The organism is Phocaeicola sp. HCN-40430, from assembly GCF_037890285.1.
Taxonomy (GTDB): domain Bacteria; phylum Bacteroidota; class Bacteroidia; order Bacteroidales; family Bacteroidaceae; genus Phocaeicola; species Phocaeicola acetigenes.
Genome location: NZ_JBBKBS010000001.1, coordinates 1 through 22,603, shown reverse-complemented (window position 1 = coordinate 22,603; position 22,603 = coordinate 1). Strand labels below are relative to the sequence as shown.

The 22,603-nt window shown below is 40.2% G+C and carries 16 protein-coding genes; 7 read left to right on the top strand and 9 right to left on the bottom strand.

What is annotated here, in order from left to right:
• The first annotated feature begins 41 nt into the window (after window positions 1-41).
• Window positions 42-2,171: a DNA primase gene (gene dnaG, locus WKU26_RS00080; RefSeq protein WP_340320404.1), complete on the top strand. Its 2,130-nt coding sequence runs from the start codon at window positions 42-44 to the stop codon at window positions 2,169-2,171.
• A 66-nt stretch (window positions 2,172-2,237) separates the two neighbouring features.
• Here the strand turns inward: dnaG and WKU26_RS00075 are convergent, their stop codons facing one another.
• The 8 genes from WKU26_RS00075 to WKU26_RS00040 are packed head-to-tail and all read right to left on the bottom strand — an operon-like array spanning window position 2,238 to window position 13,357.
• The gene (locus WKU26_RS00075) at window positions 2,238-3,719 is read right to left on the bottom strand and encodes an MBOAT family O-acyltransferase (protein ID WP_340320402.1); all 1,482 of its coding nucleotides are present in this window, start codon (window positions 3,717-3,719) and stop codon (window positions 2,238-2,240) included.
• On the bottom strand, window positions 3,697-4,647 hold the full coding sequence (locus WKU26_RS00070; RefSeq protein ID WP_340320400.1) for a GDSL-type esterase/lipase family protein: 951 nt from the start codon (window positions 4,645-4,647) through the stop codon (window positions 3,697-3,699). Before WKU26_RS00070 ends, WKU26_RS00075 begins: the two co-directional genes overlap by 23 nt.
• Entirely contained in the window at window positions 4,634-6,004 is a 1,371-nt protein-coding gene (locus WKU26_RS00065; protein WP_340320398.1) for an SGNH/GDSL hydrolase family protein, read from the bottom strand. The genes WKU26_RS00070 and WKU26_RS00065 overlap by 14 nt, the downstream gene beginning before the upstream one ends.
• Window positions 6,005-6,049: 45 nt before the next feature.
• Complete coding sequence (locus tag WKU26_RS00060) at window positions 6,050-6,688, bottom strand: TetR/AcrR family transcriptional regulator (protein ID WP_340320396.1); 639 nt, start codon at window positions 6,686-6,688, stop codon at window positions 6,050-6,052.
• 2 nt (window positions 6,689-6,690) lie between these two features.
• Entirely contained in the window at window positions 6,691-7,458 is a 768-nt protein-coding gene (lpxA, locus tag WKU26_RS00055) for an acyl-ACP--UDP-N-acetylglucosamine O-acyltransferase (RefSeq protein WP_340320394.1), read from the bottom strand.
• A gap of 23 nt (window positions 7,459-7,481) precedes the next feature.
• Window positions 7,482-8,864, bottom strand: a complete 1,383-nt coding sequence (locus WKU26_RS00050; RefSeq protein WP_340320393.1) for an efflux transporter outer membrane subunit — start codon at window positions 8,862-8,864, stop codon at window positions 7,482-7,484.
• Window positions 8,864-12,100 (bottom strand): efflux RND transporter permease subunit, encoded by a 3,237-nt coding sequence (locus tag WKU26_RS00045; RefSeq protein WP_340320392.1) that lies wholly within the window; start codon window positions 12,098-12,100, stop codon window positions 8,864-8,866. Before WKU26_RS00045 ends, WKU26_RS00050 begins: the two co-directional genes overlap by 1 nt.
• A 48-nt stretch (window positions 12,101-12,148) precedes the next feature.
• A complete protein-coding gene (locus WKU26_RS00040) occupies window positions 12,149-13,357 on the bottom strand; it encodes an efflux RND transporter periplasmic adaptor subunit (RefSeq protein ID WP_340320391.1) in 1,209 nt (402 codons plus the stop codon).
• A 327-nt stretch (window positions 13,358-13,684) separates the two neighbouring features.
• On the opposite strand from WKU26_RS00040, the gene WKU26_RS00035 reads away from it, so the two are divergent.
• From WKU26_RS00035 to WKU26_RS00015, 5 genes are all read left to right on the top strand, one after another.
• Entirely contained in the window at window positions 13,685-15,976 is a 2,292-nt protein-coding gene (locus WKU26_RS00035; RefSeq protein WP_340320389.1) for an NADP-dependent malic enzyme, read from the top strand.
• Window positions 15,977-16,053: 77 nt separating this feature from the next.
• Window positions 16,054-16,233, top strand: coding sequence for a hypothetical protein (locus WKU26_RS00030; RefSeq protein ID WP_338158283.1), 180 nt, complete (start codon window positions 16,054-16,056; stop codon window positions 16,231-16,233).
• 144 nt (window positions 16,234-16,377) lie between these two features.
• The gene (locus WKU26_RS00025) at window positions 16,378-17,712 is read left to right on the top strand and encodes an NADP-specific glutamate dehydrogenase (RefSeq protein WP_178266285.1); all 1,335 of its coding nucleotides are present in this window, start codon (window positions 16,378-16,380) and stop codon (window positions 17,710-17,712) included.
• A gap of 256 nt (window positions 17,713-17,968) precedes the next feature.
• Complete coding sequence (locus WKU26_RS00020) at window positions 17,969-19,087, top strand: PCMD domain-containing protein (RefSeq protein WP_340320386.1); 1,119 nt, start codon at window positions 17,969-17,971, stop codon at window positions 19,085-19,087.
• Between the two features lie 12 nt (window positions 19,088-19,099).
• Window positions 19,100-19,894: a porin family protein gene (locus WKU26_RS00015; RefSeq protein WP_340320385.1), complete on the top strand. Its 795-nt coding sequence runs from the start codon at window positions 19,100-19,102 to the stop codon at window positions 19,892-19,894.
• A 524-nt stretch (window positions 19,895-20,418) separates the two neighbouring features.
• On the opposite strand, the gene WKU26_RS00010 is transcribed toward WKU26_RS00015, so the two are convergent.
• Window positions 20,419-21,408 carry a DUF4925 domain-containing protein gene (locus WKU26_RS00010; protein WP_340320383.1) on the bottom strand — a complete coding sequence of 330 codons (990 nt, stop codon included), beginning with the start codon at window positions 21,406-21,408 and terminating at the stop codon, window positions 20,419-20,421.
• Window positions 21,409-21,659: 251 nt separating this feature from the next.
• Here WKU26_RS00010 and WKU26_RS00005 point away from each other — a divergent pair, with 251 nt between their 5' ends.
• The gene (locus tag WKU26_RS00005) at window positions 21,660-22,508 is read left to right on the top strand and encodes a helix-turn-helix domain-containing protein (protein ID WP_269876776.1); all 849 of its coding nucleotides are present in this window, start codon (window positions 21,660-21,662) and stop codon (window positions 22,506-22,508) included.
• Window positions 22,509-22,603 lie beyond the last annotated feature (95 nt).

Sequence of the window (22,603 nt, the reverse complement as noted above, 5' to 3'; positions counted from 1 at the left end):
ATTGCACATTCTACATATTTTTATTATTTTCGCCTCTTAATATGATTGACCAAGCTACCATAGACCGAATACTCGATGCTGCGCAAATTGTAGACGTAGTATCCGAATTTGTCACCCTCCGACGCAGAGGAGTGAACTATATCGGTTTATGCCCGTTTCATAACGAAAAAACCCCATCATTCAGTGTTTCACCCAGCAAAGGGTTGTGCAAGTGTTTCAGCTGTGGAAAAGGAGGAAACGTAGTACACTTCATTATGGAGCACGAACAGCTCTCGTACTATGAAGCACTGAAATGGCTGGCAAAGAAATACAACATTGAAATAAAGGAGCGCGAACTGACTACAGAAGAAAAACAGGCACAAAGCCTTCGGGAAAGTCTGTTTGTTGTCAACCAGTTCGCATCGGAATATTTCCAGAACATCCTGTACAACGATATCGACGGCCAGCGCATCGGTATGACTTATCTGAGAGGACGTGGCTTTCGTGACGATATCATCAAGAAATTCCAGTTGGGATTCAGTACAGAAAGCCACGATGCACTGGCCAAGGCTGCCATACAAAAAGGATTTAAGGAAGACTATCTGGTAAAGACCGGTCTGTGCTACCGTAAAGACGACGGAAGTTTGAGGGACCGTTTCTGGGGACGTGTCATCTTCCCCGTACATACACTTTCCGGAAAGGTCGTAGCTTTTGGAGGACGTGTACTTAGTGCTGCTACCAAGAACGTACAGATGAAGTACGTCAATTCTCCCGAATCTGAAATCTACCACAAAAGCCGGGAACTGTATGGCATCTATTTTGCCAAACAGGCTATCGTGCGACAAGACCGTTGCTTCCTGGTTGAGGGGTATACCGATGTTATTTCCATGCACCAGAGTGGAATAGAAAATGTGGTAGCCTCATCGGGTACAGCTCTTACTTCCGAGCAAATCCGCCTGATTCACCGTTTTACAAACAACATCACGATGCTGTACGATGGTGACGGAGCAGGTATCAAAGCCAGTCTCCGAGGAATCGACATGTTGCTGGAGGAAGGAATGAACATCAAGGTATGTCTGCTCCCTGACGGTGATGACCCCGATAGTTTTGCACGGAAACATAATGCAACCGACTATCAGGCTTACATCAACGGACATGAGGTGGACTTTATCCGCTTCAAGACCAATCTTCTGATGGAAGAAGCGGGAAAAGACCCTATCAAGCGTGCCTCACTGATTTCAAGTATCGTAAAGAGTATATCGGTGATTCCCGACGCTATTGTCCGCTCTGTTTATATCCGCGAATGCAGCCAGCTGCTTCAGATGGAGGAAAAGATATTGGTAGAAGCTACTGCCAAGCTGACTGAACAGGCAAGGGAGGCTAAATTCAAGGAAGAACAGAGAAAACAATATCGTGCCCAACAGCAGACTACTGCTGCTCCAACTCCTCCCCCCAGTACCAATAAGGAGGAACAGACGCCACAGGTATATCCGGAAACGGCTCCACTGCCCGAACTGATTCCCGAGGTTTCATCGGCAGAACCGGAACAGCTACAACCACCTTTCCCAGTAGATATAGTTCCTCCGGAAGACAGTTATCAGTCTTATATCCCTGTTACAGGCAACGAACAAAAAATATTCTACGAGAAAGAACAGGAACTGATGCGCGTACTGATTCGGTACGGCGAGAAAGTGATGTGTTATATCGAAAATGAAGATGGAGAGCAGCTTCCTTTTACAGTAACCGAATGCATCTCTTCCGGACTGGCAGAAGATGAACTGCAGTTTCACGATGCCCTGCACCGAAGAGTTTTGAAAGAAGCTGAAACGCATATACATGACGAAAATTTTATAGCAGAACGCTACTTCATTGCTTCTCCCGATCCGGAAATAAGCAAACTGGCAGTAGAAATGGCAAGCGACCGCTATCAGCTTAGTAAATATCACTCCAAGGGACAGAAAATTGTGACTGACGAAGAACGTCTGTACGAACTTGTTCCTCGCTTGCTGCTGGATTTCAAGTTAGCTATCGTTACCGAAGAAATGAAACATACGCTGCAGGCACTAAGCAAACCGGAAATAGCCAATGACCCGCAACGCTGTAACGAAATTATGCAACGTTATAAGGAATTGCACCAGACCCAAAGTCTGATGGCACAACGAGCCGGCGACCGGGTGGTACTGAAAGCCTGACTTTGATATGCAGCAAAAGATGTATGCCTCTTTCATACCTCTTTTGCTGCTATTTTTCTTTATCTGTTAGAACTGGAAATAAATAAACGGCTGGATATCGCTGCTTTTTACCTGAATTACGATATAAACAAGTCCTATTAAAATCAAGGCTTGTGCTACAAGTGGCAGACGCACTACACCACGGCAGAAGTAATTCTGCCAACTGTCCGGACACCAGTGCAACAGATACCCGATAAGCATGAAGGCAAAGACCTCCCAATAACCGGTAAGCAATTGTCCCAACAACTCCGGATGGAAAGCAGTAACAATCTGCCGGATCATAGTCATAGAGGCTTCAAATGTTGTATTACGGAAGAATATCCAGCAGAAGCATACAAAATGAAAAGTCAGTACGACTGCAAAGAATTTCTTTATTCCGGTACTCTGGTAATGTTTAGGACGTTTCAACAAACTACGCAGGAATTTATGTATTGCCAAAGCCACGCCATGAAGTCCTCCCCATACGATGAAGTTCCAGGAAGCTCCATGCCAGAGTCCTCCCAAAAGCATAGTCAATATCAGATTAATATAAGTACGCAGTTTTCCTTTCCGGTTTCCTCCCAGCGAAATATAAAGATAATCGCGCAACCAGGTAGACAACGAGATATGCCAACGGTGCCAGAATTCGGTCACACTGTCCGACTTGTAAGGAGAATTAAAGTTGACAGGAAAGCGGAAGCCCAATAACAAAGCAAGACCTATAGCCATATCACTATAACCGGAAAAGTCGCAATAAATCTGAAGGGCATATCCATATACCCCAAACAGATTCTCTATGCCGGAATAAAGCCCGGGGTTATCGAAGATTCTCTCTACAAAATTAATGCTGATGTAATCGGATATAACTGCTTTCTTAAACAGACCGCTTATGATGAAAAACACACCCTGCCCGAACATCTCATTCGACACAAACAGGGGCTGACGGATTTGAGGAATGAAATCGCGGGCACGTACAATAGGACCGGCAACCAGCTGCGGGAAGAAAGATACGTAGAACACATAATCCAACAGATTGTCAAGCGGCTTCAAGTCTCGACGATACACATCGAGTGTATAACTCAACGACTGGAAAGTAAAGAACGAAATACCCACCGGCAGGAAAATATCCAATGGCTCGAATGTACCATTCCATAAGGGAGCCAGCATTTCGTAAAAGAAGTTGGTATATTTAAAATAGCACAGCAATCCCAAATTGATGACCAAGCTGACTACAACCAGCATTTTACGCATCCACAACATCTCCGTACGGGCAATCTGACGAGCCAGCAGAAAATCGCTCACCGTGACAATACCCAGCAAGAAAAAGTAGACACCACTACTTTTATAGTAAAAGTAATACGAGAACAACGATACAAACAACAGCCGTGCAGTAGTTTTCCGCTGCAACAGCATATACACCAGACTGAATCCTAAAAACAAGAACAAAAACAGTCCACTGCTGAATATCATCGGCTGCTTAGGATCGTACGTCAATATATCGGTCAGTTTACTCCAGTCTATTTCCCACATATTTATTATATTCTTTTATCAATGCTTCGTGTAATAATAATCCTTGTAAAATATATCCTTCGCGTGTAAAATGAATTTTGTCACGCTGGAACAGATGAGCCGCATTCCAATTTCGGCAGGCATATTGACTTCCTCCTGCCACATGATACATATCCCATACTGCCAATTGATTCTCTTCCGCAAATTTTAGCTGAGTATCGACCACTAAAGAAGTACGAGGGTTTATGACACGTCCTCTTCGTCCGTTGCGCACATAAGCTCCCGGAGGAGTAGTCAGCAGAAAAGTCACATTCGGACATTCCGACTTGATTTTATCAATCAAATGCTTCATTTCCACTGTATGCAATGTCTGTGCATACCGTCTGCCATGTGCCTCATTTGTTCCAAAAGAAAGAATCACCAGATCGGGCTGAAGAGAAGTTACCTCACGCATACGCTCTTCGGTAGCATAAGTACCACAAGTAGCTCCATTCACTCCTATTACATGATATACTACTCCTACGCTACCCGTTTCTTTTGCAATTCCGGATGTCTGATAAGTTAAGGGAATAGGCTCTACTGCACTTCTTCCAAAATCTTCTTCCAAATAACTGCGAACAATATAAGGGAATACGTGTCCACGCACATGTGAATCGCCTATATGTACAATACGTACCGGCTTTTCCAGCTTACACAATTTGTCCCAAAAAGGAGCTAAAGAAGAAGTTGGATCGAATATCTCATTTTCTTGTACACCTTTGAAACTATCAGGCATAGGAGATTCTACGGTCAACAGCTTCAGCAATTGCTTTATTTCTTTACTGGCATATACCGGAGTAGAATGTGTATCGGCTTTAGCCTTTCGAGGCAAAGGGTCTTGTGCATATCCGCTTATAACCATCCATACACATACACACCACGCAATCAGCCTGTATTTATTCTGCTTCATACGCCTTCCGTTTCTCATGTTGTTCCTTACCATACATCAAAGCTTCAAACAAAAGACCGGCAATGTGTTTACCACCTCTAAAGTTGATATGTGTATAATCGTAATTTGCCATAGAAGGCTTGCTGTTTACCATTTCCACCATACTTCCTTCACCTCCCATAGCTTGAAATAAATTCCAGAAAGCCACATGAGTTTCCGCCGCTAAAGCCTGTTGATAACGAATCAGATTTTTCACTCCCGGCATGGTACGAAGTTCTCCATTTTCGTCCTTATATTCTCTGTCTCCTATTCCCACAATCAGAATAGAAGCTTCTGGAAAAGCTTCTTTCAGACGGTTTACCACTTTTGCCATTGGAGCTTTATAATAAGAATAGTCTTTCCCTTCCTGAAAAGCTACATTCAAACCATATTGCAGCACAATCAAATCGTACGTGCGCAAACGGTTGTAAGCTTTCAAAGTAGCCATTGGTATTTGTCCTAACTGTTGTCCTCCGCTACCACGAGTACTGAAGTTATCCAATGTTATTCCTTCTTCTCCATCCATTGTCACTCCATAGAAAGTAGCTACAGAATCCACCTTCTCTACTTTCCAGCAAATATTCCGGATGTTCCCCTCTACTGTAGCCGCCTGCATACTTTCGGCACCTGAGAAATGATAAGAGACAGGAGCACCTCCATTGATACTTGCGGAAAGAATCAGCGAATCGGAAGTATGGAAATAAAAAGTGGAAACACTGCAGGAATCAAGTCGGGAAGCATATTTACGCTGTCCTTTCAAAGTAACAGATGCACCCTGCCCGGCTATAAAATACTGGTTGGACAAACCTTGACGTGCATCATCGAAAAAAGTAGAGTCGGTAACAGAATGGCTTTCCCATCCATCAAAAGAATGAAGTACTGTAGGACGGAAACCTGCAATTTTAGAGGTTACGGATACATAACCTACCCCACAACCTCCAAACTTGTTTTGAAGCATTGCACGCAAATCTCCCGTCAATATATCTGCTTCGATAAACGAATCCCCAAAATAAGCAATACGAACCGGACGATTTAATGTAGAACGATTCGTCAAGACCTCATAAAAATGACTCATCCCACGCATAGTAGAGTCTGAATAATCTTCAATGCAGGTAATTCCAGTCTTGCAGGTATCAACAAATACAGGCTTTACTATAGGAGGAAGAAGTACGGTATCCGAATCGGCTGCTTCTATAATATCCGGACGTAAATCACTCAACAAGTCGACTTTACGCAATGGTTTATCATTCACCTTAACAGAAGGCAAATAATGCAAAGCCAACAGTCCGACAACGACTAATAAAGTAAATAGGAATGTAAATGATATCTTATTCTTCATGCACATGTTTCTAAAAAACAAGTGCAAAGATAGTTTTATTTTTCATTACTTTTCTCTCACATCGCACAAGAAAGCATCTACCATCTTTCTTCCTTTTTCTGTTGTAATGCCGCGCATGTGCAAAAAAGTAATTTCTCTATAAATATCAGACAACGGATAGTTTTCCGACAAGTCGGAATGAATAATCAAGTCCAACTGCATAGACATGGCCTGATTGATAATCTCAAAATTAATGTCTTCCCGAAAGATTCCCTGTTTCACCCCTTCTTTGAAATGGTTTAATGCCGCTGCATCGGAAGAACGTTGTTCTTCTTTTATGAACTCCAATACTTTGGGGTATTTCCGAAGGTCGCGAAGAAACTGAGGATTCAAATCGTACAGTTCTTTCGATTTTCTCCGATAAAAAGCAAAGATTACTTCCAAAGCATTATCAGCCTTGGAAGCAATCTCTATAATGTATTCATTCATTTCCTGCCGATGCATCCTAATGACTTCCATCAACAGTTGTTCTTTATCATGAAACAATTCATAAAGAGTACGTTTAGACATAGAGAGCGAAAAAGCAATATCATCCATACGCACACTTCTGATTCCCGACTTGGTAAAAGCACGGGAAGCAGCATCCACAATCTGCTTTCGCAAAACTTCTTTATCGTTTTTAGTTCTCTTTATATTATTACTCATACTTAATGAATGATTCCTAATTTAGATGTTTCTACAAATTCAATAATCTGTTCTATTTCCGGACTATTTGGAATTTGTTCTCTTATTCGTAGTAAAGCATCATGCTGTGATGTATTGGCCTTATACAAAATACGGTAAGCCTGAGCAATATGCTTTATCAGAGTTTCCGAAAATCCAAAATGCTCCAACACTACAGTATTTATACTATAAAACGCAATCGGTTCGTGCGCTGCTACGATGAAAGGAGGTATATCCTTTATAAAACGACATCCACCTTGTACAATAGAGAAACTACCTAATCGGGTTTTACCTTGCATCAAGACATTTGAAGTCAGAATTGCATTATCAAATATCTTACAATTTCCCGACACCTGCGAACCATTACCGATGATACATTTGCTTCCCACTTCAACATCATGTGACAAACGTGCTCCAGTCATAATAAAATTATTATCACCAATAGAACTTTCGTGTTCCACATGAGTACCACGGATAATTACAGCGTTTTCTCGTATTACGTTATTGTTTCCAATACGGGCAATGGTCTCTTCACCCGAATAATCAAAATCCTGAGGAGTTGCAGCGATTACAGCTCCCTGATATACGGTATTTCCATTACCCATACGAGTACCGCTCATCAAACTCGCATAAGGCATAATCACATTGTCATCTCCAATTTCTACATTTTTGTCAATGTAGGCAAAAGGATGGACAGTCACGTTGTTTCCAATCTTTGCAGACGGGTCAACATAAGCTAAAGGACTAATCATAGTTATTTTATTTAAAGGTTAAACTATTCTCTTCCGCCTCCCAAAGCACTATACAGATTGATGACAGCCTGCATACGCTGGAAATTGTCAGCAACTTCGCTCAGCTGTGCACTAAGCAAACTTTGCTGCGCTGTCAGGATTTCCAAATAGGTAGCATCTCCACTTTGGAACAAGGCTTTGGTATAAGTTACAGCTTTGTCCAATTGTTCTACCTGTCCTTTATCCTCCTGTAATTTTTTATTTTGAGTTTCATACAAGAATAATGCATCGCTTACTTCCTGTCCGGCTTTCAGGATAGCCTGTTGATAATTCATCTGGGCAATCTTTTCTTCAGCTTTAGAAACTTTCAGGTTAGCAATCAGCTTTCCATTGTTAAAGATAGGCTGAGTAAGAGAACCGATAGCAGTCAGCAATACTTTTCCCGGATTCACAATCATTGCTCCGGCACTGTTGGTCCAACCTGCAGTACCTGTAATCTTCAAACTTGGATAGAATGCAGCACGAGCCTGATTGGTTGTATAATAAGCACTTGCCAATGTCATCTCTGCCACTTTCACATCAGGACGATTTTCCAACAACTGCAAAGGAACACCAGCTGTCAACTCTTCCGGCATCACCTGTTCATCCAACGTGCTTCTCTCAATAGTTTGAGGAGCCTTAGCCAATAATACAGCTAAAGAGTTTTCTGTTTCACGTACCTGACGTTTCAAGTCCATCAGAGAAGCTTCTACCTGATGACTGGCAGCACGCATCTGTGCAACAGCAGCTTCAGTTGTCATACCGGCAATTTTCATAGCTTCCATTACACGTATATTTTCCTTGTAAATAGCAGATGTTTCTGTAGTAATTTCTACCTGACGATCTAACATCAACAAAGAATAATAAATATTGGCAATACCACAAATCAGCTGAGAACGAACAGCCTGCTGTGCATATTTACTCTGCAAATAAGCTGCTTTTTGATTACGATTGGCATTTAATAACTTACCGAACAAATCAATTTCCCAGCTTGCAGCTACCGGCAACTGATAAGTCTTTGAGGTTTTTGAGCCATCAAAACTACTTAAAGTTCCTTGTGGAGCTAAATTAATAGAAGGAAGATAAGAAAGACGAGCTGAAGTCAACATAACTTTCGCTTCTTCCACTCGCAAGATAGCGGCCTGCATATCTACATTATTAGCCAATCCTTCTTCTATCAAGCTCTGCAATTTCGCATCACGGAAGACTTCCTGCCAAGGTAAATTTCCCATATTCATGGTATCAGCAGCCAATGTATCCACTGCCGATACCGGATCACGGTAAATACCCGAAGCATCAATTGATTCCGGACGGTCATATGCTTTGTAAATGTGGCAACTGCTCATCATAGCAGTTGCACACATCATTCCTATAATTTGTTTTTTCATTATTTCTTCGTATTTTTTAAAGAGTACTGTTCAATTTCAGATTGTACTTCACTTTCATCCAAACTATCCCATTCCATCGGTTTCACTTTTTCTTGTAACCACTGGAATATTACAAACAGCACTGGAACAATGAATATCTGTAATATCATACCAATCAACATACCACCGATAGTAGAAGCTCCCAAAGTACGGTTACCATGAGCACCTACACCCATCGCCAACATCAACGGAATCAAACCGACAATCATCGCCAAAGAAGTCATCAAAATCGGTCGCAAACGAGCAGCAGCTCCCAAAACGGCAGCCCAAGAAATACTCATACCTTGTTTACGACGATCAAGAGCAAACTCTACAATCAAAATAGCATTCTTAGCCAACAGACCCATCAACATAATCAAGGCAATCTGCATATAAATGTCGTTTGACATGGATCCAAGAATCATCTTCAATGCAGGAATACTTCCTAAAGCCGCAAATCCATTTACAAATACAAAGCTACCCATCAAACCGAAAGGAACAGAAAGCAATACAGACAACGGCAAGATGTAACTTTCATACTGTGCACTCAGCAACAAGTAAACAAAGACAAAACACAGTACGAAAATAATACCGGTAGAACTTCCACTTGTCTGTGCCTCTTCACGGGCCATACCACCTAATTCATAACCAAATCCTGTAGGAAGATTTTCCTTTGCAACTTCTGAAATTGCCTGAAGAGCCTGACCAGAAGTATATCCAGAAGCAGGAGCTACCATCACCTTAATAGAAGTATACAAGTTAAATCGGTTAATCACATCAGGACCATATACTTTCTTCATCGAAACGAACTGAGTTATCGGAGCCATTTCTCCATTATTGGCACGTACTTTCACTCCATTCAAAGACTCCAGGTTCTTCGTAGCATCCGGTTCAGCTTGAATCATTACACGATACATTTTACCAAAACGGTTAAAATTGGATGCATATAAACCACCGTAATATCCCTGCATGGTAGTTAAAATATCACTCGGACTAATACCGGCTTTCTTACAAGCAGCCGCATCAATATCCATCTGATACTGTGGGAAGTTTGGATTAAAGGTAGTCTGTGCACGACTAATTTCCGGACGTTTTTCCAAAGCAGCGATGTAATCTTTCACAACATCAAAGAAATGATTCAAATCACCACCAGTCTTATCTTGCATGTTCAACTCAATATCACTTGACATAGAGTAACCCGGAATCATAGGAGGTGCAAAGAACAATACCTGTGCATCCTTGATTACCTTCTGAGCACGCATAAAGAGTGTTGCAACTACCATATCGGAATTTTGCATCGTTGAACGTTCTTCCCAGTCTTTCAGTTTAATGATGACAGAACCATAAGAAGGTCCCTGACCGCCGATAAAACCAAAGCCGGAAATTACTGTACGTGATTCAACAGCCGGATCGGCAGCAACCAGACTATCCACTTTAGCTAATACTTCCATTGCTCGTTCCTGTGAAGTACCAGGAGGCAAGGTTACAGCTCCCATGATAGTACCGGTATCTTCATTCGGCACCATACCAGTAGGAGTTGTATTCATAAAGAATACTAACAATACAATAGAAGCTCCTACCAATCCCAAAGACAACCATTTCTTATGAATAAAGAATACAACACGCTTCTTATATTTCTTCAGCAAAGAATCATAAGCTGTATTAAAGGAAACATGGAAACGGTCAATTAAAGACATTTTTTTCTTATTGCCATGTTCGCTTGTATGAGGTTTCAAGAAGATAGCACACAATGCCGGTGAAAGAGTCAAAGCGTTCAATGCAGAGAAACCGATGGCAATTGCCATGGTCAAACCAAACTGACGATAGAATGTACCAGCCGTACCACCCATGAAACTTACCGGAACGAACACAGACATCATGACCAAAGTAATAGAAACAATGGCACCACCCAGTTCACTCATAGCGTCAATAGATGCTTCACGAGCTGACTTATAGCCCTGATCCAATTTGGCATGTACACCCTCGACGACCACAATCGCATCATCGACCACAATCGCAATAGCAAGCACCATCGCAGACAAGGTCAACAAGTTAATACTAAATCCTATTAACTTCAATACAAAGAAAGTTGCAATCAATGCTACCGGAATAGCAATTGCCGGAATCAACGTAGAACGGAAATCCTGCAAGAAAACATATACAACGATAAACACCAAGATAAATGCTTCTATCAAAGTCTTAATAACTTCATGGATAGATGCAAACAGGAAGTCGTTGGCATTCTGTGCAATATTGATTTTCAAACCAGCAGGCAATGACTCTTGAGCTTTAGCCAAGGTTGCTTCCAACTCTGAAATTGTCTGAGTAGCATTTGTTCCAGCCATCTGGTATACAATACAAGTTACAGACTTGTGTCCGTTTACTGTATTGTTAAAAGTATAAGCAAGACGACCTAATTCAATATTAGCAATTTCTCCCAAGCGAAGAATCTGTCCATTGGGCAACGCTTTGATTACGATATCTTCAAATTCTTCAATCTGCTGCAAACGTCCTTTATAACGAATTGTATACTGATAAGTTTGCTTACCACGTTCACCAAATTGTCCGGGAGCAGCTTCAATATTCTGCTCTGCTAAAGCATTAGACACATCAATAGGATTCAACTTATACTGTGCCATAATATCCGGCTTCAACCAGATACGCATAGAATAGTCCTGTCCCATCACATTGGCATCACCCACACCCTTCACACGTTTGATTTCCGGAATCAAGTTAATATTGGCATAGTTTTCCAAGAACTCAATGTTATATTTGTCTTCTGCATCATAAATAGAGAAAATCAACAACATAGAGTTCTGACGCTTTTGAGTAGTTACACCTACTTTTGTTACTTCAGCCGGCAATAATCCTTGTGCCATAGACACACGGTTCTGAACATTGACCGCAGCCATATCCGGATCGGTACCCTGATTAAAATAAATATTAATATCTGCAGAACCACTATTGGAAGCTGTAGACTGAATATACATCATGTTTTCCACACCATTGATTTGGTCTTCCAACGGTGCAATGACTGAGTTCAACACAGTTTGTGCATTGGCTCCGGTATAAGTAGCTCGTACCGATACAGTAGGAGGCGCAATATCCGGATACTGTGTAACAGGCAGAGTAACCAAACCGATTACACCCAGAATCACCATCAAGATAGAGATTACCGTTGATAGTACCGGACGATTAATAAATTTATCTAGTTTCATTTTATACCTTATATATTATATAAACGATATTGTTTTAAATTCTTCCGATTATTTAAAAGCGGTAGCAAAATTACCATCGCGCTGGTCTTTCAATGCCTGCTGATATTTTGCTTCTTTTTGAGCTACAGTAATGGGAACTATCTTTTGTCCATCCTGTAAGTTCTGTACACCTTCCACTACTATTTTATCGCCTGCATTCAAACCACCTGTTACTATATAATTTTTGCCATCATTCAGATTGGAGATCTTCACTTCTGTATGCTTCAATGTACTATCAGCCTGAACTACATATACAAACTTCTTATCCTGAATTTCCTGAGTAGCAGTCTGAGGTATCAATATTACATTTTCCATTGCATATGGGAAAACAACATTAGCCATACCTCCACTACGTAAAATATTCTGCTTATTCGGGAAAATAGCACGCATACTTACCGAACCCGTTGTCTGATCGATCACTCCACTTACAGCATCAATCTTTCCACTATCTGCATAAAGAGTTCCATCAGCCAACTGTAACTGTACAGCAGGCATTTTGTCCAATTGTTCCTTCAGTGTACCACCCGCACGTGTCAAGTCCAGCAACTGTTTTTCTGTCATAGAGAAATACACATACATATCACCAATCTGAGAAACTGTTGTCAGAGGTTCGGCAACCGAAGGACTCACTAAGGCACCTACACGATAAGGGAAAGTACCAATCACTCCATCAGAAGGACTTGTCACTGTACAAAATCCTAAATTTTGCTTTGCTGCAGCATAAGCAGCTTTAGCCTGCGCTGCATTTGCTTTTGCTGTAAGTAAATTATTCACAGCTGTTTGATATTCAAAATCACTGATGATTTTCTGTTCATGAAGCATTTTCTTATTTACTTCAGTTTCTGCTACAGTTTTCAGGTTTGCTTCAGCTGATTCCACTCCAGCTTTAGCCTGATCATAAGCAGCTTTATACTGAGTAGGATCAATTTCAAACAAAGCCTGTCCTTTACGTACAGTTGCACCTTCATCCACACACAACTTTACAATAAATCCAGATACCTGTGGACGAATTTCAATATCTTGCAAACCCTTAATTGTTGCAGGATACTGTGTAGTCTGTTCACTTGAAGTAAACGAAACTGTCTCTACAGCAAACTCATCGTCACCTAATTTCATTCCGCCTTGACCACCACAAGCAGTCAGCAAAAACATACCTAATGCCACCATGGCTATTCGGCTTGAAGAAAAACTTCTGTTTTTTTCCACTCTCATATTCATTTTAAAAAATAATTAATATTTCATTCACTATTTCCCAAAAACATCCCTTAGTATTGAAAACTTTTCAACGCTACTTAGTTTTTACCTTTGCAAAGATAGAAAAAAAAATTACTCCTTAACTCCCTGTTTTAACTAACAATAACCATAATGTTCGGTTATCCTTACAGATAGGCAAATTTATCCTATTAATTGACCGATTGTACCGACAAAAACCTTGAAGAAGAATAAACAGTTTATGGTTTTTTAAATAAAATAATCTTCCATTTGTTATTTTATTCCTACATTTGTACGACACATAATACGAATATAAACAAAACCAATAGAAATATGACTAAGATAACAAAAGAGGCTGCCTTATTATATCATTCTCAAGGTAAGCCAGGAAAAATTGAGGTTATTCCAACCAAACCTTATCAAACACAAAGAGATTTATCATTAGCCTACTCTCCCGGAGTAGCAGAACCTTGTCTGGAAATCCAAAAAGATCCTAAAACAGCATATGATTATACAGCTAAAGGAAACCTAGTAGCCGTAATATCCAATGGAACAGCCGTTTTAGGACTCGGAGATATTGGTGCGATGAGTGGTAAGCCTGTCATGGAGGGAAAAGGTTTGCTTTTCAAGATTTATGCAGGTATCGACGTGTTTGATATTGAAGTAAATGAAAAAGACCCTGACAAATTTATCGAAGCTGTAAAGGCAATAGCTCCCACATTTGGCGGTATCAACCTGGAAGATATCAAAGCCCCTGAGTGCTTTAAAATCGAACAGCGCTTAAAAGAAGAATTAGACATTCCTGTTATGCACGATGACCAGCACGGTACTGCAATTATCTCAAGTGCCGGATTGCTCAATGCATTGGAAGTTGCCGGCAAAAAAATTGAAGATGTTAAAATTGTAGTCAACGGTGCAGGAGCCTCTGCTGTATCTTGTACAAAACTCTACATTGCTTTAGGAGCACGTCTGGAAAACATTGTCATGCTCGACAGCAAGGGAGTAATTTCCAAAACCCGTACAGACTTGAATGAGCAAAAGAAGTTTTTTGCAACCGACCGCACCGATATACATACATTGGAAGAGGCAATCAAAGGGGCTGATGTATTCTTAGGATTGTCAAAAGGCAATGTACTCAGTCAGGATATGGTACGTAGCATGGCAAGCCATCCGATTGTATTTGCTCTGGCAAATCCAACTCCGGAAATTTCATACGAAGATGCAATGGCATCACGCCCAGACGTATTAATGTCTACCGGACGTTCCGATTATCCCAACCAGATAAACAACGTTATCGGCTTCCCTTATATTTTCCGAGGAGCTCTTGATACACGTGCCACTGCCATCAACGAAGAAATGAAACTGGCAGCCGTACATGCTATAGCCTCTTTAGCCAAGAAACCGGTTCCCGATGTAGTGAACGAAGCTTATCATGTAAACAACCTGACATTCGGTCCCGAATATTTCATTCCAAAACCGGTTGACCCACGCCTTATTACAGAAGTATCTATGGCTGTAGCAAAAGCAGCCATGGAATCGGGAGTTGCACGCAAGCAAATCACCGACTGGGAAGAATACAAGAACCACCTGCGCGAACTGATGGGACAAGAAAACAAACTGACCCGTCAGTTATACGATACAGCCCGTCGTTGCCCACAACGTGTGGTATTCGCTGAAGGCGGCCACCCAAACATGCTAAAGGCAGCCGTTGAAGCCAAGTCTGAAGGATTATGTCATCCTATTATATTAGGAAATGAAGAACGTATCGAAAAACTGGCTAAAGAACTCGATCTCAGTCTGGAAGGCATAGAAATCGTTAATCTTCGCCACGACCGAGAAGCTGAACGCCGCGAACGCTATGCACACATTTTATGTGAAAAACGTGCGCGCGAAGGTGCCAACTTCCAGGAAGCCAACGATAAGATGTTCGAACGTAACTACTTTGGTATGATGATGGTAGAAACAGGAGATGCCGATGCTTTTGTAACCGGACTTTATACAAAATATTCGAATACCATCAAAGTAGCCAAGGAAGTAATCGGTATCCAACCCGGTTACAACCATTTTGGAACAATGCATATCCTTAACTCAAAGAAAGGTACCTATTTCATTGCAGATACACTAATCAATCGCCATCCCGATACAGAAACATTGGTCGATATTGCAAAACTGGCTACAAAAGCAGTACGCTTCTTCAACCAGGAACCTGTAATTGCAATGCTATCGTATTCCAATTTCGGTTCAGATACAGAAGGAAGTCCAGCCAAAGTACATGAAGCCATAGCTACCATGCACAAGGAATTCCCCGAGCTTGCCATCGATGGAGAAATGCAGGTAAAATTTGCTCTTGATAATGCGTTACGCGATGAGAAATATCCGTTTACCCGCCTTAAAGGAAAAGAAGTCAACACTCTGGTATTCCCAAATCTAAGTTCGGCCAATGCCACTTACCAGCTCATACAAAATATGAGTGAAACAGAAGTTATTGGCCCCATCCAGATGGGACTGAACAAACCAATTCATTTTACTGACATTGAAAGTTCAGTACGCGATATCGTTAACATCACAGCCATTGCTTGTATTGATGCGATAGTAGCAAAGAAAATGAAATGTACTGAGAAATAATCAACCCACAAATAAAGGATGAAGAATTTTACACATTAGTTCTTCATCCTTTTTTATTTTTATCCGAACCATACACCATGAGAAAACCACTAACCCACACACAATGCATCATTCTTACCCTCTTTTGGGCCTTACTTTGTTTTTTAGTATTAACATCCGCACCTCGTATAGACGGGCCACTCATTGTAGCCATCCTTATCTCAGGAGCATTAGTATTTATACCCATCACCAAGTCAATAAAAGCAAGGAATAAATAAGCATTTCAACATAACAAAGCTTACATTTTGTATTTTTTGATACTCTTTCTTTGTTTTTGTTTATAAAATGTTGCACAAAACAAATTTTATACATAATTTTGTCAGCGGTAAAAAGCTCTATTAACAGATAATACAAATAGAATTATGAATGCAGCTAAAGTATTGGAAGATTTAAAAAGAAGATTCCCTAACGAACCTGAGTATCATCAGGCAGTAGAAGAAGTTTTAAGCACGATTGAAGAAGAGTACAACAAACACCCGGAATTCGACAAAGTAAACCTGATTGAACGTCTTTGCATTCCAGATCGAGTATACCAATTCCGTGTAACATGGATGGATGATAAAGGTAATATCCAGACTAACATGGGTTATCGTGTACAACATAACAATGCTATCGGCCCCTACAAAGGTGGTATCCGTTTCCATAGCTCAGTAAACTTAGGTATCTTAAAATTCCTTGCTTTCGAGCAAACATTCAAAAACTCCCTGACCACTCTTCCGATGGGTGGAGGTAAAGGTGGTTCAGATTTCTCTCCGCGCGGCAAATCTAACGCTGAAGTAATGCGTTTCTGTCAGGCATTCATGTTGGAACTTTGGCGTCACATCGGTCCTGAAACAGACGTACCGGCAGGTGATATCGGTGTAGGTGGACGTGAAGTTGGATTCATGTTTGGTATGTACAAAAAACTGGCACACGAATTCACAGGTGTATTGACAGGTAAAGGTCGTGAATTTGGTGGTTCACTTATCCGTCCGGAAGCAACTGGTTACGGTAACATCTACTTCCTGTTGGAAATGTTGAAAACACGTAATATTGACATTGCAGGTAAGACTTGTCTGGTTTCAGGCTCAGGTAACGTAGCTCAATACACTGTTGAAAAATTAATTCAACTTGGAGCTAAAGTAGTCACAATGTCAGATTCAGACGGCTATATTTACGATCCAGACGGTATCGACCGTGAGAAATTGGATTATATCATGGAATTGAAGAACTTGTACCGCGGACGTATCCGTGAATATGCAGAGAAATATGGCTGCAAATACGTAGCAGGTGCTCGCCCATGGAATGAAAAAGCAGACATTGCTCTTCCTTCTGCTACCCAGAACGAAATCAACGGCGACGATGCAAAAGCACTTATCGCAAACGGAGTATTTGCTGTATCTGAAGGAGCAAACATGCCTTCTACTCCGGAAGCTATCCGTGTATTCCAGGAAGCCAAGATTCTCTACGCACCAGGTAAAGCTGCCAATGCAGGTGGTGTATCAGTTTCTGGTCTGGAAATGACCCAGAACTCTATCAAACTGAGCTGGAGTCAGGAGGAAGTAGATGAAAAACTGAAAAGCATCATGAAAAATATTCACGAAGCTTGTGTACAATATGGTACAGAACCAGACGGTTATATTAACTACGTAAAAGGTGCCAATGTAGCCGGCTTCATGAAAGTAGCCAAAGCAATGATGGCTCAAGGTATTGTATAAAACACTACATCCATACAATTTTACACAAACCCTTTGTTTCTTTCTCTTATACAAAGAGAAGAACAAAGGGTTTTCTTCTTTCCATACCCGAGAAGAAAAAGTACCAATATATGCTATCATACAATAGGATAGTATATTTATTCACACCCTTACCAAATATTATACAAGGCTAAATTTACTTATCACAAAGCTGTTTATTAAAGTCTTTTATCTATCTTTGCAAGTCATAAAATTCTAATTTTTAATCAGATAAAAGATGAAACCAACGCATGTATTTACAAGTATACTGCTCGTTATAGCCAGCACCTCGTGCATTCAAGACGAAGCTCTGAATGTAGAAGCAGCAATAGACGGATGTAGTGGAGCCAATATTCAATTGCTAAATATCAATGAAATAAGTCGGGAAATAGACATTTACGTATTCGACGGAGCCAACACTGCGGCTCAGGAGTTAAACTTCGAACTTCCCGAAGGAGCAAGTATCGTTCCTGATAAAAAAGAAGCCGGAGACAATCCTCCCTATTATGATTTCAGTACGCAAACCCAGCGTAATTTTACCGTCACCTCAGAAGATGGTAACAATCATTCTACCTATACATTAAACATGTATAAAATCAAGTTGCCATTAGAATATTCTTTTGAAAACTTACGTGAAATCAATCCTTACCACATTCTCTATATTACAGACATCAACGGAATTATGCAGTGGGCCAGTGGTAATCCAGGATACAAGTTATGCGGTATGGCTAAAAGTGCAGAAGATTATCCTACAGTACAGACCAGTGGAGGCAAAGAAGGAAAATGCATCACTCTTACCACACGAAGCACAGGTTCTTTTGGAAGCATGACCAAAATGCCTATAGCTGCCGGAAACCTCTTTGTGGGATCATTCGATGCAACCAGTGCAGTTATTGCCCCTTTACAAGCAACCCAGTTCGGATTTACCTTCACCCGCAAACCTATTCGTATGACCGGATATTACAAATATAAAGCAGGAGATGTATTTACGGATAAAGCCGGACAAGTTGTTAGTGGAAAAACTGATACCGGTGATATATATGCAGTATTATACGAAGCCCCTACGAGTGATTTTTCTTTAGACGGAGACTTGTTTACCCCCGGTAACGAAAAAGCACAACACATCGTAGCACTGGCACGTATAGAAAAAACCATAGAAACAGACCAATGGACCCCATTCAATCTTCCTTTCGAACCTCAGAACGGTAAAACTATCGATGAAGACGGATTGAAAAACGGCAAATACAAACTCGCTGTAGTATTTTCCTCCAGCATACGTGGAGCTTACTTTGAAGGAGCAGTAGGAAGCCAGTTGCAAATTGATGAAGTAAAAATAGAATGTGAAGAAGAAAACTAAAAAATAAGCAAAATGAAAATAACAAAATATCTTTTCATTCTGACTGCCTTTATAGCAGCAGGAATACAGTCGGCCTATGCCCAGTCGACAGATTCAGAACACAAAGGGCTGCTTTGGTCTTCTCTGCATGGATTAGATTATGAATTCAAAGCCGGAGTTAATATCGGAGGGACTTCTCCACTTCCTCTTCCACAAGAAATCAGAAGTCTTGACAGTTATTCCCCCGGATTGGCAATCACATTGGAGGGAAGCGCCACCAAGTGGATTGATGTCCAAAAGAAATGGGGGGTCAGCATAGGATTCCGTTTAGACAAAAAAGATATGACAACCGATGCTACTGTAAAAAACTATGGCATGGCTATTTTCAATGAAGTAGGTGGCAAGGTAGAAGGTTTATGGACCGGTGGAGTAAATACCAAAGTGAAAATGTCATTACTTACTTTTCCGATATTAGCCAGATATCAAATAAGCAAACGTTGGAAACTATCTGCAGGTCCCTATTTCTCTTATATGATGGATGGAGAATTCTCCGGTAATGTATACGAAGGTCATTTACGTACTCCTGATGCGACCGGAACACGCATCGACTTTCAAGGAGAAAATACAGCTACATACGATTTTTCCAATGAATTGAGAAAATTTCAATGGGGGCTCCAAGTTGGAGGAAGCTGGAATGCATACAGACATCTTACTGTACATGCCGACCTGACATGGGGACTGAATGATATGTTTAAAAAAGACTTCAATACTATTTCATTTGCAATGTATCCCATCTACCTTAACTTAGGATTTGGCTACGAATTCTAATAGGTGTCCATCAAGCCTTCACACTTTTTTCCTGCAAATTATCAATACAGCAGAAAGGAGAAAAGCATGAAGGCTTTTTCATTTCTTTCTCCCTACTCCATCTATCTGAAATAATAATTCCGTAAGACACAGAAAACACTTTGTAAGAAAAACAAAGCCAATGCAAATAACAATAGAGCCTCAGCTTACAAGTATTCTCACCAGTCCTTACTTGTAAGTAGTGAACTCATCATTGGGAAAAATTCTACTCCTTTCAAGAAAAAACTCCAGTACTCACTTGAAAGTACTGGCAATGAATGAGGCAGGCCTCCTTTTTTATAGCAAAATTCTTTATTTCTGATATACTTTATCTATCCAAAGTTTACTATCAGGAACATCATCCAATTTATCTCCTTCATAACTTGAAAAATAATATAGTAAGACTTTATCTTATTACTCAATACGGACAGCTTATGCCCCTTATGTTAAAAAATAAAGCGATACTGAATATCAGTATCGCTTTATTTTTTAACATAAGAAGTTCATTATTTCTTTATCAAATCCAAACCAATATTGAAGGTTTCAGTTTTACTCCAATAACCTGAAATAAGTTGCAACAATGCACTAGCAGTCTTCGCTTCCTCAGGAATTAAATTAGCAGCTACCAATGCATCCCATACATACATCAAATCATTTTTCATTACAGGTGTTCCCCAATCATCCACCTCTCCAGTTTCACGAAGAGTCATCATAGAATCCAATGCCGACTTATCTAAGTATAAATAGACCTTTCCGGCTTCTTCTTTCTTGTTCATCGGAATACCATTCAAAGCCCATCCCTGCAACTGTTTGATTGTTGCATCTGATACATTAGTCAAATCAATCTGAAACATACTCTTCAACATCTCCTTCAAAACAGAAGGTTCAGACATCAATACCTGATTGATAATTTCTTCCAAGCCGCTTACATCCTGTCCTCCAAGCGCTGCGCCTAAGATATTAGCTATATTCAACTTCACCAAGAGTTTTCCGTTACTTTCACTCCAAGTCGCCAATCCTTCCGGTGATGTAGTAAAGCCAGATACAGCCGCTAAAGAAGTAATTTCTGATTCTTTCGGAAAAGTCTGCATCAACATTCCTCCCATTGCCCAATCCATTAACTGATCAGTGCCCTTTAAAGTCGGCTTATCCACATAAGAGGCTATGATATTTCCATCCTCCTTTAATTCCACAGTATTTAAAACCTGAGGAAGAAGAGCAGCTCCCATCATACGGAACATTCCTGAAGCCACTACTGTAAAAGCATCATTGGCTTCCCATTCTGCGTACAAAGGACCTGATATCGGGAAATTTTTAATTGGATTCTTTCCTTCAGTTACAACAAAATCTTCTGTAGTATAATCAGCCAGTCCATAAGTTCCCACCAAAGGATTCACTGGATTAGGAGTATCTCCACCATTATCTTCACTACAAGAAGTAAACAATATCACTGTACACAATACAGCAAGCATGTAATAAAACAAATTCTTTTTCATCCTTATTATTTTCTAAACAGTTATTAATAAAAACAGATACACTCGGTATTGTTTCTTAAAATCAGTTGCAAAGTAACCCACATTTCACAATACTCACAAGGTCTATTTATCTTATTTTTGTTCCATTTTTTACCTTACAATGAGAATTTATTATATAAATCATTAATTTATATAGCTTATCCACTATTCAAAAAGAAATAATTCTAGTCAATATTTCAGAAAATTTTATCTTTGCAAAAAGAGAAAATAAAATGGAAAAGGAGCTGCCCAAAATAGAATTACCAGAAGAATGGATTATTGGAACAGGAATCAGTAAGGAATTACTAAGTTTATATACCAACTTTCCATGTCGGTTAAAATCGGAAATATTTGTACTTTGTATGGATGGGGAAATCGAAGCCTCTATCAACCTTAATCGGATAAAAGTACAAGCAAACGATTTTGTCACTATCATGCCTGGAAGTATCTTCCAGGTTCATAAAGTAGAAGGTAATCTGAAAATCTATTTCGGAGGATTTTCTTCGCAGTACATTAACCAGGCGGCACTTACACGCTCAGCCTTAGATACATTATATATTACCTTAGGACGTCCTGTCATATCTCTCAAGCCAAAGGGTGCCCAATTATTAGAAGATTATTTCTGCTTTTTAATCAAATTATACGAGTTCTTCAACGAAACAACCCGCAAACTGATTACTCCTCACCTTTATAACAACATCCATACTGGAATAGCGACAATATACCGTAACAAACCGGAAGAAGCTACCAGTAATATTTCCAAAAGCGAACAGCTCTGCAAAAGTTTTACGCAATTAGTAATGCAAAACTACAATCAGGTTCGCAACGTATCTTGGTATGCAGAAAAGTTGAACATTACCCACGCTCATCTCTGCACTACAGTGAAACAAGTTACAGGAAATACATGCATGGAAATTATCTCAAGAATGGTAATTATGGATGCCAAATCACAGTTGAAATCTACCAAGCTGTCAATACAGGAAATATCCGATTCTTTAAATTTTGCCAATATGTCCTTCTTTGGAAAATACTTCAAACGGTATGTCGGAATGAGTCCGTTAGAATATCGCAACAGTGAATAGCACAACTTACGAAAACATTATATATACAAAAAGAGTCCGAATAAAATCCGGACTCTTTTTGTAAAATACTTTATCGCTATTTCAATAAACTTTAT

Bases quoted from the DNA above. Each gene is read 5' to 3' on its own strand.
- WKU26_RS00075 (WP_340320402.1), bottom strand. From the start codon at position 3,719: ATGTGGGAAATAGACTGGAGTAAACTGACCGATATATTGACGTACGAT.
- WKU26_RS00015 (WP_340320385.1), top strand. From the start codon at position 19,100: ATGAAAATAACAAAATATCTTTTCATTCTGACTGCCTTTATAGCAGCA.
- WKU26_RS00070 (WP_340320400.1), bottom strand. From the start codon at position 4,647: ATGAAGCAGAATAAATACAGGCTGATTGCGTGGTGTGTATGTGTATGG.
- WKU26_RS00030 (WP_338158283.1), top strand. From the start codon at position 16,054: ATGAGAAAACCACTAACCCACACACAATGCATCATTCTTACCCTCTTT.
- WKU26_RS00065 (WP_340320398.1), bottom strand. From the start codon at position 6,004: ATGAAGAATAAGATATCATTTACATTCCTATTTACTTTATTAGTCGTT.
- WKU26_RS00040 (WP_340320391.1), bottom strand. From the start codon at position 13,357: ATGAATATGAGAGTGGAAAAAAACAGAAGTTTTTCTTCAAGCCGAATA.
- WKU26_RS00045 (WP_340320392.1), bottom strand. From the start codon at position 12,100: ATGAAACTAGATAAATTTATTAATCGTCCGGTACTATCAACGGTAATC.
- WKU26_RS00005 (WP_269876776.1), top strand. From the start codon at position 21,660: ATGGAAAAGGAGCTGCCCAAAATAGAATTACCAGAAGAATGGATTATT.
- WKU26_RS00050 (WP_340320393.1), bottom strand. From the start codon at position 8,864: ATGAAAAAACAAATTATAGGAATGATGTGTGCAACTGCTATGATGAGC.
- WKU26_RS00025 (WP_178266285.1), top strand. From the start codon at position 16,378: ATGAATGCAGCTAAAGTATTGGAAGATTTAAAAAGAAGATTCCCTAAC.
- WKU26_RS00020 (WP_340320386.1), top strand. From the start codon at position 17,969: ATGAAACCAACGCATGTATTTACAAGTATACTGCTCGTTATAGCCAGC.
- WKU26_RS00010 (WP_340320383.1), bottom strand. From the start codon at position 21,408: ATGAAAAAGAATTTGTTTTATTACATGCTTGCTGTATTGTGTACAGTG.
- WKU26_RS00035 (WP_340320389.1), top strand. From the start codon at position 13,685: ATGACTAAGATAACAAAAGAGGCTGCCTTATTATATCATTCTCAAGGT.
- WKU26_RS00060 (WP_340320396.1), bottom strand. From the start codon at position 6,688: ATGAGTAATAATATAAAGAGAACTAAAAACGATAAAGAAGTTTTGCGA.
- dnaG (WP_340320404.1), top strand. From the start codon at position 42: ATGATTGACCAAGCTACCATAGACCGAATACTCGATGCTGCGCAAATT.
- lpxA (WP_340320394.1), bottom strand. From the start codon at position 7,458: ATGATTAGTCCTTTAGCTTATGTTGACCCGTCTGCAAAGATTGGAAAC.